Source organism: Mycolicibacterium lacusdiani (genome assembly GCF_021916785.1).
Taxonomy (GTDB): domain Bacteria; phylum Actinomycetota; class Actinomycetes; order Mycobacteriales; family Mycobacteriaceae; genus Mycobacterium; species Mycobacterium lacusdiani.
Genome location: NZ_JAKCFC010000005.1, coordinates 165118 through 180572, shown reverse-complemented (window position 1 = coordinate 180572; position 15455 = coordinate 165118). Strand labels below are relative to the sequence as shown.

The 15455-nt window shown below is 68.6% G+C and carries 13 protein-coding genes; 7 read left to right on the top strand and 6 right to left on the bottom strand.

Features of this window, described 5'->3' with window-relative positions; genetic code table 11:
* Positions 1–64: 64 nt before the first annotated feature.
* The 7 genes from tkt to LOK44_RS17365 all read left to right on the top strand — a co-directional run bounded on the left by tkt (position 65) and on the right by LOK44_RS17365 (position 8189).
* The gene (gene tkt / locus LOK44_RS17395; RefSeq protein ID WP_237571346.1) at positions 65–2158 is read left to right on the top strand and encodes a transketolase; all 2094 of its coding nucleotides are present in this window, start codon (positions 65–67) and stop codon (positions 2156–2158) included.
* A gap of 40 nt (positions 2159–2198) precedes the next feature.
* Positions 2199–3317, top strand: a complete 1119-nt coding sequence (gene tal / locus LOK44_RS17390; RefSeq protein WP_237571345.1) for a transaldolase — start codon at positions 2199–2201, stop codon at positions 3315–3317.
* 74 nt (positions 3318–3391) lie between these two features.
* On the top strand, positions 3392–4873 hold the full coding sequence (gene zwf, locus LOK44_RS17385) for a glucose-6-phosphate dehydrogenase (protein WP_237571531.1): 1482 nt from the start codon (positions 3392–3394) through the stop codon (positions 4871–4873).
* Positions 4870–5781 carry a glucose-6-phosphate dehydrogenase assembly protein OpcA gene (gene opcA, locus LOK44_RS17380; protein ID WP_237571344.1) on the top strand — a complete coding sequence of 304 codons (912 nt, stop codon included), beginning with the start codon at positions 4870–4872 and terminating at the stop codon, positions 5779–5781. Before zwf ends, opcA begins: the two co-directional genes overlap by 4 nt.
* Positions 5774–6514 carry a 6-phosphogluconolactonase gene (gene pgl, locus LOK44_RS17375; RefSeq protein WP_237571343.1) on the top strand — a complete coding sequence of 247 codons (741 nt, stop codon included), beginning with the start codon at positions 5774–5776 and terminating at the stop codon, positions 6512–6514. The genes opcA and pgl overlap by 8 nt, the downstream gene beginning before the upstream one ends.
* A gap of 19 nt (positions 6515–6533) precedes the next feature.
* Complete coding sequence (locus LOK44_RS17370) at positions 6534–6911, top strand: ATPase (protein ID WP_163917761.1); 378 nt, start codon at positions 6534–6536, stop codon at positions 6909–6911.
* Positions 6912–8189: a cytochrome P450 family protein gene (locus LOK44_RS17365; protein WP_237571342.1), complete on the top strand. Its 1278-nt coding sequence runs from the start codon at positions 6912–6914 to the stop codon at positions 8187–8189. It begins immediately after the preceding gene.
* A gap of 3 nt (positions 8190–8192) precedes the next feature.
* Here LOK44_RS17365 and ppc read toward each other — a convergent pair whose 3' ends face one another.
* The 6 genes from ppc to whiA all read right to left on the bottom strand — a co-directional run bounded on the left by ppc (position 8193) and on the right by whiA (position 15442).
* Positions 8193–11000, bottom strand: coding sequence for a phosphoenolpyruvate carboxylase (gene ppc, locus LOK44_RS17360; RefSeq protein ID WP_237571341.1), 2808 nt, complete (start codon positions 10998–11000; stop codon positions 8193–8195).
* Positions 11001–11048: 48 nt separating this feature from the next.
* Positions 11049–11285: a preprotein translocase subunit SecG gene (gene secG, locus LOK44_RS17355; RefSeq protein WP_163917764.1), complete on the bottom strand. Its 237-nt coding sequence runs from the start codon at positions 11283–11285 to the stop codon at positions 11049–11051.
* 44 nt (positions 11286–11329) lie between these two features.
* Positions 11330–12115: a triose-phosphate isomerase gene (gene tpiA, locus LOK44_RS17350; protein WP_237571340.1), complete on the bottom strand. Its 786-nt coding sequence runs from the start codon at positions 12113–12115 to the stop codon at positions 11330–11332.
* A gap of 5 nt (positions 12116–12120) precedes the next feature.
* Entirely contained in the window at positions 12121–13335 is a 1215-nt protein-coding gene (locus LOK44_RS17345; RefSeq protein WP_237571339.1) for a phosphoglycerate kinase, read from the bottom strand.
* Between the two features lie 15 nt (positions 13336–13350).
* Positions 13351–14373, bottom strand: coding sequence for a type I glyceraldehyde-3-phosphate dehydrogenase (gene gap / locus LOK44_RS17340; protein WP_237571338.1), 1023 nt, complete (start codon positions 14371–14373; stop codon positions 13351–13353).
* A 91-nt stretch (positions 14374–14464) separates the two neighbouring features.
* Positions 14465–15442 (bottom strand): DNA-binding protein WhiA, encoded by a 978-nt coding sequence (gene whiA / locus LOK44_RS17335; protein ID WP_163924634.1) that lies wholly within the window; start codon positions 15440–15442, stop codon positions 14465–14467.
* Between the last annotated feature and the right edge of the window lie 13 nt (positions 15443–15455).

Sequence of the window (15455 nt, the reverse complement as noted above, 5' to 3'; positions counted from 1 at the left end):
GCGACGGGAGACCCACGAGCACTAGGGTGGACTCGTCTGGCTTTCCTACCTGAGGAGTGAGTTCGTGACCACCGTGGAAGAGATTTCCGCACTCACCCAACCCCACCATCCCGACGACTGGACGGACCTCGACTCCGCCGCCGTCGACACCGTCCGCGTCCTGGCCGCCGACGCCGTGCAGAAGGTCGGCAACGGCCATCCCGGCACGGCCATGAGTCTCGCGCCGCTGGCCTACACGCTGTTCCAGCGGCAGATGCGCCACGACCCGAGCGACGTGCACTGGTTGGGTCGCGACCGTTTCATCCTGTCGTGCGGGCACAGCAGCCTGACGCTGTACCTGCAGCTCTTCCTCGGCGGGTTCGGCCTGGAACTCGAGGACATCGAGTCGCTGCGTACGTTCAAGTCCAAGACGCCGGGCCACCCGGAGTTCCGGCACACCAAGGGCGTCGAGATCACGACCGGTCCGCTGGGCCAGGGCCTCGCCTCGTCGGTGGGCATGGCGATGGCGGCACGGTTCGAGCGCGGGTTGTTCGACCCCGACGCCGCACCTGGCACCAGCCCGTTCGACCACTTCATCTACGTCATCGCCTCCGATGGCGACATCGAAGAGGGCGTGACCAGCGAGGCGTCGTCGCTCGCGGCGACTCAGCAGCTCGGCAACCTGATCGTCTTCTACGACAAGAACCAGATCTCGATCGAGCACGACACCAACATCGCGCTGTCCGAGGACGTGCCCGCGCGCTACCGCGCCTACGGCTGGCACGTGCAGGAGGTCGAGGGCGGCGAGAACGTCGAGGGCATCGAAGCCGCCATCGAAGAGGCCAAGAAGGTCACCGACAAGCCGTCGTTCATCGCGGTGCGCACCATCATCGGGTATCCCGCACCCACCAAGATGAACACCGGCGGCGTGCACGGCTCGGCGCTCGGCGACGACGAAGTGGCAGCCACCAAGAAGGTGCTCGGGTTCGACCCGGACAAGAAGTTCGAACTGCGGCCCGAGGTGTTCGAGCACACCCGCAAGCTCGTCGAACGCGGCCGCGAGGCGCACGAGAAGTGGCAGCCCGAGTTCGACGCCTGGGCCGAGCGCGAGCCGGAGCGCAAGAAGCTGCTCGACCGCCTGACCGCGGAGGAGCTGCCCGAGGGCTGGGACTCCGACATCACCTACTGGGAGCCGGGATCCAAGGCCGTGGCCACCCGTGCCGCGTTCGGCCAGGTGCTCAACGACGTGGCGCCCAAGCTGCCCGAATTGTGGGGTGGCTCCGCCGATCTCGCGGGCAGCAACAACACCACGATCAAGGGCGTCAAGTCGTTCGGCCCGCCGTCGATCTCGACCGAGGACTTCACGGCCGACTGGTACGGCCGCGTCCTGCACTTCGGCATCCGCGAGCACGCGATGGGCTCGATCCTGTCCGGCATCGTGCTGCACGGACCGACCCGCGCCTTCGGCGGTACGTTCCTGCAGTTCTCGGACTACATGCGCCCCGCGGTGCGGTTGGCGTCGTTGATGGACATCGACACCATCTACATCTGGACGCACGACTCGATCGGCCTCGGCGAGGACGGTCCGACCCACCAGCCGATCGAGCACCTAGCCGCGCTGCGCGCGATCCCGAACCTGTCGGTCGTGCGGCCGGGCGATCCGAACGAGACCGCCTACGCGTGGCGCAGCATCATCGCGCGCGGCAACGGCAGCGGCCCCGTCGGTTTCATCCTGACCCGCCAGGGCATCCCGGTGCTGGAGGGCACTGACTTCGAGGGCGTGTCGAAGGGCGGCTACGTGCTCGGCGGCGGTAAGCCCGCCGACGACGCGGACGTGATCATCATCGCCACCGGCTCGGAGTTGCAGCTGGCGGTCGAGGCACGAAAGCAGTTGGCGGAGAAGGACATCGTCGCGTACGTGGTCTCCATGCCGTGCGTCGAGTGGTTCGAGAGCCAGCCCAAGGAGTACCGCGACAGCGTGCTCCCGCCCGAGGTGTCGGCGCGCGTCGCGGTCGAGGCCGCCGTCGCGCAGAGCTGGCACAAGCTGGTCGGTGACACCGGCGAGATCATCTCGATCGAGCACTACGGCGAATCGGCCGACGACAAGACGTTGTTCCGGGAGTTCGGCTTCACCCCAGAGGCAGTGGTGGCCGCCGCGGAACGATCAATGGACAACTAGCGCGGCCCCCGCGCGGACGACTAGCAGAAGAGGCAATCGCATGACTCAGAACCCGAACCTCGCGGCGCTGAGTGCCGCAGGAGTATCCGTATGGCTCGACGACCTCTCGCGTGAGCGACTGCAGTCCGGCAACCTGCAGAACCTCATCGACACCCGCAGCGTCGTCGGCGTGACGACCAACCCGTCGATCTTCCAGGCCGCCCTGTCCAAGGGTGACGCCTACGACGGGCAGATCGCCGAACTCGCCGAGCGCGGCGCCGACGTCGACGCCACCATCCGCACGGTGACCACCGACGACGTCCGCAACGCCTGCGACCTGTTCACGAAGACGTTCGAGGCGAGTGGCGGGGTCGACGGGCGGGTGTCCATCGAGGTGGACCCCAGGCTCGCCCGCGACGCCGACAAGACGATCGCCCAGGCCATCGAGCTGTGGAAGATCGTCGACCGGCCGAACCTGCTGATCAAGATCCCGGCGATGAAGGAAGGCCTGCCTGCGATCACCGCGGTGATCGCAGAGGGCATCTCGGTCAACGTGACGTTGATCTTCTCGGTCGAACGCCACGAGGCCGTCATGGACGCCTACCTCGCCGGCCTCGAGAAGGCCAAGGAAGCCGGCCACGACCTGACCAAGATCCATTCCGTCGCATCGTTCTTCGTGTCGCGCGTGGATTCCGAGATCGACAAGCGGCTCGAGGCGATCGGCTCGGACGAGGCACTCGCGCTGCGCGGGCAGGCCGGTGTCGCCAACTCGCGGCTGGCCTACGCCGCCTACCAGAAGGTGTTCGAGAGCGGACAGCGCTTCGGCGCGCTGAAGGCCGACGGCGCCCGGGTGCAGCGCGTGCTGTGGGCGTCGACCGGGGTGAAGAACGAGGACTACTCCGACACGCTCTACGTCACAGAGCTAGTGGCGCCGGACACCGTGAACACGATGCCGGAGAAGACGCTCGAGGCGGTCGCCGACCACGGTGAGATCAAGGGCGACACCGTCACCGGCACCGCGGACGCGGCGCAGCAGGTGTTCGACGAGCTCGAAGCCATCGGCATCGACCTCACCGACGTGTTCCTGACGCTCGAGAACGAAGGCGTCGAGAAGTTCGACAAGTCGTGGAGCGAACTCATGGAGGCTACGCAACAGCAGCTCGACGAGAAGAAGTCCTGACGCTGGTGGGCAGCGATCAGGCCAACCGTCCGGCCGACTGGGTGAACCCACTGCGGGACAAGCGCGACAAGCGCATGCCGCGCATCGCGGGGCCGTGCGCCGTGGTGATCTTCGGCGTGACGGGCGACCTGGCCCGCAAGAAGTTGATGCCCGCGATCTACGACCTCGCCAACCGTGGGCTGCTGCCGCCGTCGTTCGCGTTGATCGGCTTCGCACGCCGGGACTGGGCCGACGAGGACTTCGGCAAGGTCGTCTACGACGCGGTGAAGCAGCACGCCAGGACGCCGTTCCGCCAGGAGGTCTGGGACCGGCTCGCCGAGGGAATTCGCTTCGTCCAGGGCACGTTCGACGACGAGTCGTCGTTCGAGCGGCTCAAGGCGACCCTCGACGACCTCGACATCGAACGCGGCACCGGCGGCAACCACGCGTTCTACCTGTCGATCCCACCCAAGGCGTTCCCGGTGGTGTGCGAGCAGCTCTCCAAGTCGGGGTTGGCGAACAAGCCCGAGGGATGCTGGTCGCGGGTGGTGATCGAGAAGCCATTCGGCCACGACCTGGAGAGTGCCGAGGCGCTCAACGGCGTGGTGAACAGCGTCTTCCCGGAGTCGTCGGTGTTCCGCATCGACCACTATCTGGGCAAGGAGACGGTGCAGAACATCCTGGCGCTGCGGTTCGCCAACGAATTGTTCGAACCGGTCTGGAACTCGCACTACGTCGACAGCGTGCAGATCACGATGGCCGAGGACATCGGTCTAGGCGGCCGCGGCGGCTACTACGACGGGGTCGGTGCGGCGCGCGACGTCATCCAGAACCACCTGCTGCAACTCCTGGCGCTGACCGCCATGGAGGAGCCGGTGAGCTTCTCGCCCAGTGAATTGCAGGCCGAGAAGATCAAGGTGCTCTCGGCAAGCACGCTCGCCGAGCCGTTGGACGAGACCACCTCCCGCGGCCAGTACACGGCGGGCTGGCAGGGCGGTGAGCGGGTCGTCGGACTCCTTGAGGAAGAGGGTTTCTCGGAGACGTCCACGACCGAGACGTTCGCGGCGATCACCGTCGACGTCGACACCCGCCGGTGGGCCGGGGTGCCGTTCTACCTCCGGACGGGAAAGCGGTTGGGCCGCAGGGTGACCGAGATCGCACTCATCTTCAAGCGCGCTCCGCACCTGCCGTTCGACGCGACCATGACCGAGGAACTCGGCCAGAACGCACTCGTCATCCGCGTGCAACCCGACGAGGGCATCACGCTGAGGTTCGGCTCGAAGGTGCCCGGCAACGCGATGGAGGTCCGCGACGTCAGCATGGACTTCTCCTATGGGTCGGCGTTCGCCGAGGAGTCCCCGGAGGCCTACGAGAGGCTGATCCTCGACGTGCTGCTGGGCGAACCGTCGCTGTTCCCCGTCAACGCGGAAGTCGAACTGGCCTGGAAGATCCTGGATCCTGCGCTTCGGTACTGGGAGTCGCACGGCAAGCCGGATCCATACGAGTCCGGCGGCTGGGGTCCGGACTCGGCGTTCGAGATGATGAATCGGACCGGGCGCGCCTGGAGGAGACCGTGATAGTCGACCTGCCGAACACCAACACCGGCGCCATCAACAAGAAGATCCAGGCGCTGCGCGAAGAGGGCGGCGCGATCACGCTGGGTCGCGTGCTGACCCTCGTCATCGCCCCGGACACCGAAGCGGTGCTGGAGGATTCGATCGAGGCCGCCAACGCGGCCAGCCGCGAGCACCCGTGCCGCGTGATCGTGGTCAGCCCCGGCGACCGCCTCGCCACCGATGCCCGGCTCGACGCGCAGCTGCGCGTCGGCAGCGACGCGGGCGCGAACGAGGTCGTGGTGCTCCGCCTTTCGGGTCCGCTGGCCAACCACGCCAGCAGCGTGGTGATGCCGTTCCTGCTGCCGGACACCCCCGTTGTGACGTGGTGGCCGGACGTCGCGCCGGACGTGCCTGCGCGAGACCCGTTGGGTCAGTTGGCGCTGCGCCGCATCACCGACGCCACGAACGGCGAGGATCCGCTGGCGGCGATCAAGGGCAGGCTGGCCGGTTACTCGCCGGGCGACACCGACCTTGCGTGGAGCCGGATCACCTACTGGCGTGCGCTGTTGACCTCGACGCTCGACCAGGGGCCATTCGAGGAGATCCAGTCGGCGCACGTGTCGGGCCTCAAGGACGAACCGGCGCTGGACATCCTGGCCGGCTGGTTGGCCAGCAAGATCGACGGCCCGGTGACACGTGGGGTCGGCGAGCTGAAGGTCGAACTGGTCCGCGTCAGCGAGACGATCACGCTGAGCCGGCCGCAGGAGGGCGTCACCGCCTCCCTGACCCGGACCGGCAAGCCCGACGCCCTGGTGCCATTGGCGCGCAGGGAGACTCGCGAGTGCCTCGCCGAGGACATGCGACGTCTCGACGCCGACGAGATCTATCTGGCCGCCCTGCGCGGCATCGACGAGGTGACCTATGTCTGAGACCGTGATCGAGAAGTACGCCGACACCGACGCACTGGTGACGGCCGCGGGCGACCGTCTGGTGGCCGCGATCGCCGCGGCGATCGACGCGCGCGGCGTGGCGCACGTCTCCCTGACCGGCGGCGGCACCGGCGTCAAGCTGCTCAAGCGCGTCGCCGAGAGGTCGGCCGAGGTGGACTGGGCGAAGGTCCACGTCTACTGGGGTGACGAGCGGTTCGTCCCGGCCGACGACGACGAGCGCAACGAGAAGCAGGCCCGCGAGGCGCTGCTCGACGGCATCGACGTCCCGCCGGCCAACGTGCACCCGATGGCGCCGAGCGACGGCGAGTTCGGCGACGACATCGACGCGGCCGCGGCGGCCTACGCCGACGTGCTCGCCGCCAATGCCTCGGGCGGTGGTCCGGTACCCGAGTTCGACGTGCACCTACTCGGCATGGGCGGTGAGGGTCACGTCAACTCGCTGTTCCCGCACACCGAGGCGACGCGGGAGACCGAACGGTTCGTCGTCGGCGTGACCGACTCCCCCAAGCCGCCGCCGAAGCGCATCACGATGACCTTCCCCGCGGTCACGAAGTCCCGTCAGGTGTGGCTGGTCGTCTCGGGGGGCGAGAAGGCCGACGCCGTCGCAGCAGCTGTCGGTGGCGCCAGCGCCGAGGACTTCCCCGCGGCGGGAGCCGTGGGCACCGAGGCCACCGTGTGGCTTCTCGACGAAGCCGCCGCGGCCAAGCTGTAGCACGCCGCATACTCACCTCATGGCAGACAGAGGTGACGGACGAAGCAGGGCCGCGCATGGTCGGCAGCGGATCAAGACGCTGACGCAGGCAGCGCTGAACGCCGACGTCACCGTCGAACAGGTCGACACCCTGCTCACCGAACTCGGTGACACGCTGGTCGACCTCAACAGGTCCACCAGCGGTCTGGACGTCACACTCGAGCGGTTCAACGAGACCATAACCCGCATCGACGAATTGGCGCCGCGCCTCATCGCCGTCGTGGAGCGTCTCGAACGCATCGTCGACCGGGTCGAGCGGATCGTGGGTCTCGGTGAATCGGTCGTCGCGCCATGGGCGGCCACCGAACACGTGGTGCGCGGCGCGCTCAACGCCGTCCGCAAGAGCACCGGCCTGTAGGTGCCCGCACCGGAGGACGTGCTTCCGGTCGCCCACGGCGTGGGACTGCCCTGGGACGTCGCTGTCGGTGACGCCGTGGCCGCCATCGCAGACGCACGCGGTACACACGGCGACGACTTCGTCGTGATCACCGGCGGCGACCGTTACGTGTTCACGTTCTCCCCCACGGGCGTCGAGTCGTTCTACGCGTTGCCGGAGGAGACCGCCAGCAAGGGGCTTGCCGACTTCCGGATGCTGTGCCGCAAGCTGCCCGACGAGATCTTCGCGGGCAGGCGCACGCTGCCCGGTTCGCTGTTCCGGCGCGACGACGTGACGTCCTATCTCGCCCACCTGGAACACGCACTCGACGTCACCGGAGACGAGTTGGGCGACCGCGGCGACGTCGACGTCTTCGCGCTCACCCGCAGGCTCGGTCACCGGATGGGGCTGGCGTCGTGGGCCGCGCCGGGCTGTGCCGACGGGGAGCCGTTCGAGCGACTGGTCCGCGCGTTCGACGCACTCGACGGGTCGGACGCCTTCGTGCATCCGGACGCGATGGCCGCGGTCGCCGCATCGGGGAAACGAGTGGAACGGGCTGCGCTCGCCGAGGTCGCCGACGTCGTCGAAGGCGCTCTCGCACGGCACGATCCGGCACCGGGGTCACTGTTCGCCCGCATCGTCGGCGAGTGGGCCGACGAAGAACCAGACGCCCGCGCCCGCGGGGTCGCCATGGACGTCGCACTCATCCACATCGCGTCGATGTCGAACCTGATGGCCGCATTGGGCTGGGCGATCGTCGATCTCGTCGAGCACCCCGATGCGTTACGGGCCGTCGCGAACGGTGACGAGGACCTCGCCCGGCGCTGCGCCCTGGAGAGCACCCGCATGGCGCAGCGCTCCATCATGTCCCGCGCGGTACTCACACCCGTCGAATTCCGCACGGGCACGGGCGTCGTGGACGTGCCGGCGGGCTGGACCATCGCGACGCTGCTGCCGCTGCTCAACACCTCGGCCGGGCCGGGTCTCACCGGATGGGACCCCGACCGCTGGCGTGGGTACCGGCTCGCCGACGTCGCGGGCCTCGCATCACCGATGCTGGTCACCGCGTTCGGCCACGGCAGGCACACCTGTCCGGCGCAGCCGTTCTCGCTCGCGGCGATGACGACTGCGATGACGCGCCTGCTGGGCCGCTACGACGTCAGCGCCCGGTGGCGTGACCACCCGCGGCCGGTGGCCGCACAGATCGGCGGGGTCGCGCGATCGGCCGACGCCGCCGCGATGCGCTACGCCGTGCGCTGAGCCTCAGCCGCTGTTGCGCAGCGCCGTCGCCAGCCCACTCATGGTGAGCAGGATCCCCCGCTGCACCAGCTCGTCGGCGTCGCCCGCGCGGTACCGGCGCAGCAGCTCGACCTGAAGGTGGTTGAGCGGTTCCAGGTACGGGAAGCGGTTGAACACCGACCGGGCCAGCGCGGGGTTGTCGGCCAGCAGGTCGTCGTGGCCGGTGATGATCTCGTGCATGCGGACCGTGCGGTGATACTCGTCGACGATCTTGTCGAACACCCTGTGCCGCAACGCCTCGTCCTCGACCAGCTCCGAGTAGCGCGCTGCCAGACCCATGTCGGCCTTCGCCATCACCTGCGCCATGTTGGACAGCACGGAGCGGAAGAACGGCCACCGCTCGTACAGGTCGCGGAGCACGGCGAGCTTCTCGTCCGGGCTCTCTGGGCCACCGTTGATCCACTCCTCGACGGCCGTTCCCGTGCCGTACCAGCCGGGCAGCATCACGCGCGACTGACTCCACGCCAGCACCCACGGGATGGCCCGCAGGTCGGCGATGGAGGTAGTGGGCTTGCGCGAGGTCGGCCTGCTGCCGATGTTGAGCGCTCCGATCTCGCTGACCGGCGTCGAGGCCTTGAAGTACTCGACGAACCCGTCGGTGTCGTGCACCAGGTCGGCGTAGGCGCGTTGCGCCCGTGCCGCGAGGTCGTCGAGCACCTCGTAGGCCGGCTCGGCCGTGTCGCCGAGCCCTTCGACGTCGAGCAGCGTGGATTCCAGCGTCGCCGCGAGCAGGGTCTCCAGGTTGCGGTGGGCCGTTCGGGGCTCGGCGTATTTCGCGGCGATGATCTCGCCCTGCTCGGTGAGGCGCAGCGACCCCTTCACCGCGCCCGGCGGCTGCGCCAGGATGGCGTCGTAGCTCGGGCCGCCGCCGCGTCCCACGGTTCCGCCGCGGCCGTGGAACAGCCGCAGCCGGATCCCGGTCTTGCGGGCCGACTCGACCAGATCCAGCTCGGCGCGGTACAGCGCCCAGTTCGCCGCGAGGTAGCCGCCGTCCTTGTTGGAATCGGAGTAGCCGAGCATGATCTCCTGCTGCTCGCCCCTGGCGTGCACCATCGCGCGGTACAGCGGGAGGTCCAGGACGGCCTCGAGGATCGACGCCCCGCGCTGCAGATCGTCGATGGTCTCGAACAGCGGCACGATGCCGACGGGGGCGAAGGGATGCTCTCCCGACGCGTCGAGCAGGCCGGCCTCCTTCAGCAGGATCGCCGCCTCCAGCATGTCCGAGACCGACTGGCACATCGAGATGATGTAGTTGGGTACGGCCTGCGGCCCGAACACCCGCACCGCGCGCGCCGCCGCTGCCACGATGTCGAGTTCCTTGCGGGCCAGGTCGGACAGTTCGGCGTTCTCGCCGACCAGGGGCCTGCGGGTGCCGAGTTCCGCGACCAGGATCTCCACGCGGTCGTCCTCGGGCAGCGACCGGTAGTCGGGATGGACGCCCGCCCACGCGAGCAGCTCGGCGATGACCTCCTCGTGGACGTCGGAGTTCTGCCGCATGTCCAGGCCCGACAGGTGAAAGCCGAAGACGTGCACCGCTTCCCGCAGTCGGGACAGCCGGTCGTCGGCAACGACCGCGCTGCCGTTGGCCCGCAGCGAGGCGTCGACGACGTCGAGGTCGGCCAGCAGTTCGTCCGGTGAGCCGTACCGGTCGAGCCCCAGGTCGAGTTCGCGTTCCGGCTGGCGGTCGAGGATCGACCGAGCCGTGGCCGTCAGCCTGCCGTGGATCCCCCGCAGCGCGCGCCGGTACGGTTCATCGGCGCGGGCGGGTTCAGCGCAGATCTCGGCGAGTGCGGTCAGTTCGTCGGTGACCTTCACGAGCCGCGCCGACATCGACAGCTCCTGCTCGAGGGCCGTGATCTCGGAGAAGTAGTGGTCGAAGGCTGTGTAGGCGGCGTTGCCGGTCGCGAGCCGAACCACCTCGGCCGTCACGTTCGGGTTGCCGTCCCGGTCCCCACCGATCCACGACCCGGGCCGCAGGATGGGCTCGGACAGCAGGTCGGCGTCGGGCCAGCGGGCCTGCAGCGCGGTGCGCACTTCGGCGTTCACCTTCGGGATGACGTCGAAGAACGCCGCCGGGTAGTACCGCAGACCTGTCTCGATCTCGTCCTGGATCTTCAACCGCGACAACCGGATCAGTGCCGTCTGCCACAGCGTCAGGATGCAGCGGCGCAGTTCCCGCTCGATGTCGCGGCCGTCCCCGGTGGTGGTGAGCCCGCTGGCGCGCAGCCGCATCAACTCCGTGATGCGGTGCTGGGTGTCGAACACCGTGCGCCGCCGCGTCTCGGTCGGATGCGCGGTGATCACCGGCGAGACCAGGGCGCCGGTCAGGGCGTCCGCGACCGTCGCGGAGTCGAGTTCGGCCGACTCGAGTTTCAGGTACGTCGCCGCCAGGCTGCTGCGCTGCGGTGGCTCCCCCGCCGCCACGTGCACGGCCCGGCGCCGTTCCCGGTGGATGTCCTCGGCGACGTTGGCGAGCAACGCGAAGTGGGTGAAGGCACGGATGACCGGGATGGCCTGGTGGACGTCGACGCCGTCGAACAGTGCCGCGAGCTGACTGCGGTCGATCTCGGAGCGGCGGACCCGGAACGACTCGACGCGGGCCCGCTCGACGAGGTCGAAGACGTCATCGCCGCTCTGCTCGCGCACCGTGTCACCGAGGATGGCGCCGAGGAGCCGGATGTCCTCGCGCATCGGTTCGGTCGCCTCACGGCCCACCTGTGTTCGGCGCACCGGGCCAATGGGTTCGAGCGCGGTGTCCGTTCCGTCTGCCATGCGTCCAGTATCGATGGGCACCGACGGTGACGCAGGGTGAGAAGTCTCCTAGACGCCGTACTTGATCTGCAGCGCGATGCCGACGATCGACACCAGCCAAATGCCGGTGACGAAGTACGTGAGCCGATCGAGGTTCTTCTCGACCACGGTGGATCCCGACAGGCTGGACTGCACACCGCCGCCGAACAGCGTCGACAGGCCGCCACCCTTGGCGCGGTGCAGCAACACCAGCAACACCACCAACAAGCTGGTGACGATGAGGGTGATCTGCAAGGCCAGGTACATGGCTCCCAGAATAACGGGTGAACCGACCGTTCCCCGCCAGGGGGTTACGGCAGGGGGCCGCCGGCCGCGATGGCCGACAACGTCGCGAACTGCTCGCCGTCCAGTGACGCACCGCCGACGAGGGCGCCGTCCACGTCGGTCTGACCGACGATCTCGCCGACGTTCTTGGCGTTCACCGAGCCGCCGTAGAGCACGCGCACCGTGGCCGCCACGTCGACCGACGCGAGTTCCGCCAGCTCCTTGCGGATGGCCGAGCACACCTCCTGGGCGTCGGCAGCACTGGCCACCCGGCCGGTGCCGATCGCCCACACCGGCTCGTAGGCGATGACCACCTTGCTCAGCTGCTCGGCGGAGAGCCCCGCCAGCGAGCCCCTGAGCCGTTCGACGTTGTAGGCGACGTGGTCGCCCGCCTCGCGGACGTCGAGGCCCTCGCCGATGCAGACGATCGGGGTGAGGCCGTGCTTGATGGCCGCGGCCGCCTTCGCCGCGACCAGCGCGTCGTCCTCGCCGTGGTACGTGCGCCGCTCGGAGTGGCCCACGACGGCGAACGAGCAGCCCAGCTTCGCCAGGAACGCCCCGCTGATCTCGCCGGTGTAGGCGCCCGAGTCGTGCTGCGACACGTCCTGCGCGCCGTAGGTGAGCCGCAGCCGGTCGCCGTCGACCAGCGTCTGCACACTGCGCAGATCGGTGAACGGCGGGATGACTGTGACGTCGACCTTGTCGAAGTACTTGTCCGGCAACGAAAATGCGATCTTCTGCACCAGGGCGATGGCCTCGAAGTGGTTGAGGTTCATCTTCCAGTTGCCTGCGATGAGCGGTTTGCGCGCCATGTGTCTCAAGACTCCAGGATCTGGATGCCGGGCAATTCCTTGCCCTCGAGGTACTCCAGTGACGCACCGCCACCGGTGGAGATGTGCGAGAACCCGTCATCGGGCAGCCCGAGCTGGCGGACAGCCGCGGCCGAGTCGCCGCCGCCGACGACGCTGAAGCCGCCCTTGCCGGTCGCGGTGACGATGGCCTCCGCAACGCCCTTGGTGCCCGCCGCGAACGCCGGGAACTCGAACACGCCCATCGGGCCGTTCCAGAACACCGTCTTGGCGTTCGACAGGAGAGCCGTGAAGCGCTTCACCGACTCGGGGCCGATGTCGAGCCCCATCTTGCCGTCGGGGATCTTGTCCGCCGCCACGGTCTCCGGCGGCGAATCGGCGGCGAACTTCTCCGCCACGACGATGTCGACGGGCAGGTGGATGACGTCGCCGAAGTCCTCGAGCAGTTGGCGGCAGGTGTCGATCATCTCCTCCTGCAGCAGCGAGGAACCGACCGAAACACCTTGGGCGGCAAGGAAGGTGAAGCACATGCCGCCGCCGATGATGAGGCTGTCGGCCTTGGTCGCCAGGTTCTCGATCACCGCGAGCTTGTCCGACACCTTGGACCCGCCGAGCACGACGGCGTACGGACGCTCCGTCGAGCTGGTCAGTTGCCTGAGCACCTCGACCTCCGCGGCGACCAGGTTGCCTGCATAGTGCGGCAGCAGCGTCGCCACGTCGTACACCGACGCCTGCTTGCGGTGCACGACGCCGAAGCCGTCGGAGACGAATGCCCCATCGTCGCCGACCAGTTCGACCAGGGCCTTGGCCAGCTTCAGGCGTTCGGCGTCGTCCTTGCTGGTCTCCCGCTCGTCGAAGCGGATGTTCTCCAGCAGCAGCACGTCGCCGTCGGTCAGGCCCTCGGCTCGCGCCAGGGCGTCGGTTCCCACCACGTCACCGGCAAGCTGGACGTGCCTGCCGAGGTGCTCGCCGAGCGCGGTCGCGACCGGCGCCAGCGAGTACTTCGGGTCCGGCCCGCCCTTGGGGCGGCCGAGGTGGGCGGTGACGACGACCTTGGCACCCGCGTCGGCCAGCGCCTTGAGCGTCGGAACCGACGCGATGATGCGGCCGGGGTCGGAGATGTTGCCATCGTCGTCGACGGGGACGTTCAGGTCGGAGCGCACCAGCACGCCCCGACCGTCGACGCCTTCGGACAGCAGGTCGGACAGGGATTTGAGCGCCATGGCTGCTGGACGGACCTACAGCGACTTGCCGACGAGTGCGACCAGGTCGACGAGGCGGTTGCTGTAGCCCCACTCGTTGTCGTACCAGGAGACGACCTTGGCCTGGTTGTCGATGACCTTGGTCAGACCGGAGTCGAACAGCGAGCTGTGCGGGTCGGTGACGATGTCACTCGACACGATCGGCGCGTCGTAGTACTTGAGGATGCCCTTGAGCGGTCCGTCGGCGGCGGCCTTGAACGCGGCGTTGATCTCCGCGGCGGTGCCCGGCTTGGCCAGCTCGGCGGTCAGGTCGGTGACCGAGCCCGTGGGGATCGGCACGCGCAGCGCGTAGCCGTCGAGCTTGCCCTTGAGTTCGGGCAGCACCAGGCCGATGGCCTTGGCGGCGCCGGTCGAGGTGGGCACGATGTTGATGGCGGCGGCACGGGCGCGACGCAGGTCCTTGTGCGGACCGTCCTGCAGGTTCTGGTCCTGGGTGTAGGCGTGGATCGTCGTCATCAGGCCCTTGACGATGCCGAACTCGTCGTTGAGCACCTTGGCCAGCGGGCCGAGGCAGTTCGTGGTGCACGACGCGTTGGAGATGATGTTCTGACTGCCGTCGTACTTGTCGTCGTTGACGCCCAGCACGATCGTGATGTCCTCGTCGCTCGCGGGCGCCGAGATGATGACCTTCTTGGCGCCGGAGTCGAGGTGGCCCTGCGCCTTGTCGCGCGCGGTGAAGATGCCGGTGGACTCGACGACGACGTCGACGCCCAGATCGCCCCACGGAATCGCGGCGGGGCCCTCCTTCACGGCGAGCGCCTTCATGGAGTGACCTCCGACGACGATGGTGTCCTCGCCCTCGAGGCTCACGTCGTAGGGCAGCCGACCCAGGATCGAGTCGAACTTGAGCAGGTGAGCGAGCGTCGCGTTGTCGGTGAGGTCATTGACCGCGACGATCTCGATGTCGGTGTTCTTGCCTTCTGCCTTCTGCGCATCCAGCGCGCGGAAGAAGTTTCGCCCGATGCGGCCGAAGCCGTTCACGCCTACCCGGATGGTCACGCATGTCTCCTTAGTCGGTGATGGACTGCCCGCAGCCAGCCTAGTAGCGGGCGGTCGAGCGCGTGCAGCCTGGTCAGAACGCGAGGTGAACTCAGGCGTCGTCGAGCAGATCCGGCGTCACCGCGGATTCGGTGTCCGGAATGCCGTCCTGTTTGGCCTTGCGGTCGGCCATCGACAACAGTCGCCGAATGCGGCCGGCCACAGCGTCTTTGGTCATTGGCGGGTCGGCGAGGCGGCCGAGTTCCTCCAAGGATGCCTGGCGGTGCTCGACGCGCAGCCTGCCCGCGGTCGACAGATGGTCGGGCACGGTGTCGCCGAGGATGTACAGCGCCCGCTCCACGCGTGCGGCGGCGGCGACGGCGGCCCGCGCCGACCTGCGCAGGTTCGCGTCGTCGAAGTTCGCGAGACGGTTCGCGGTGGCCCGCACCTCGCGCCGCATCCGGCGCTCCTCCCAGGTGAGCCTGGTGTCCTGGGCGCCCATCCGGGTGAGCAGCGCGCCGATGGCCTCGCCGTCGCGCACCACGACCCGGTCGGCACCGCGGACCTCGCGGGCCTTCGCGCTGACCCCTAGTCGCCGCGCCGCGCCGACCAGTGCCAGCGCCGCCTCGGGTCCTGGGCAGCTGACCTCCAGCGCCGAGGAGCGGCCGGGCTCGGTCAGCGATCCGTGCGCGAGAAACGCACCGCGCCAAGCCGCTTCGGCGTCCCCGACGCTGCCGCCGACCACCTGCGCTGGCAGCCCGCGCACCGGCCTGCCACGCAGGTCGAGCAGACCGGTCTGCCGGGCCAGCGCCTCGCCGTCCTGGGCGACCCGGACGACGTAGCGGGTGCTCTTGCGGATGCCGGTCGCCGACAGCACGTGCACGACGGCGTTGTAGCCGTAGAGATCGTGGATGTCCTTGCGCAGCCGCCGCGCGATGATCCCGAGGTCGACCTCGGCCTCCACCACCACGCGTCCCGCCACGATGTGCAGTCCCCCGGCGAACCGGAGCAGCGACGCCACTTCGGCGCGCCGTGCGGTCACCGAATTGATCACCAGCCGACTCAGTTCGTCCTTGACCTCGGCAGTCATCGCCACGTAACTG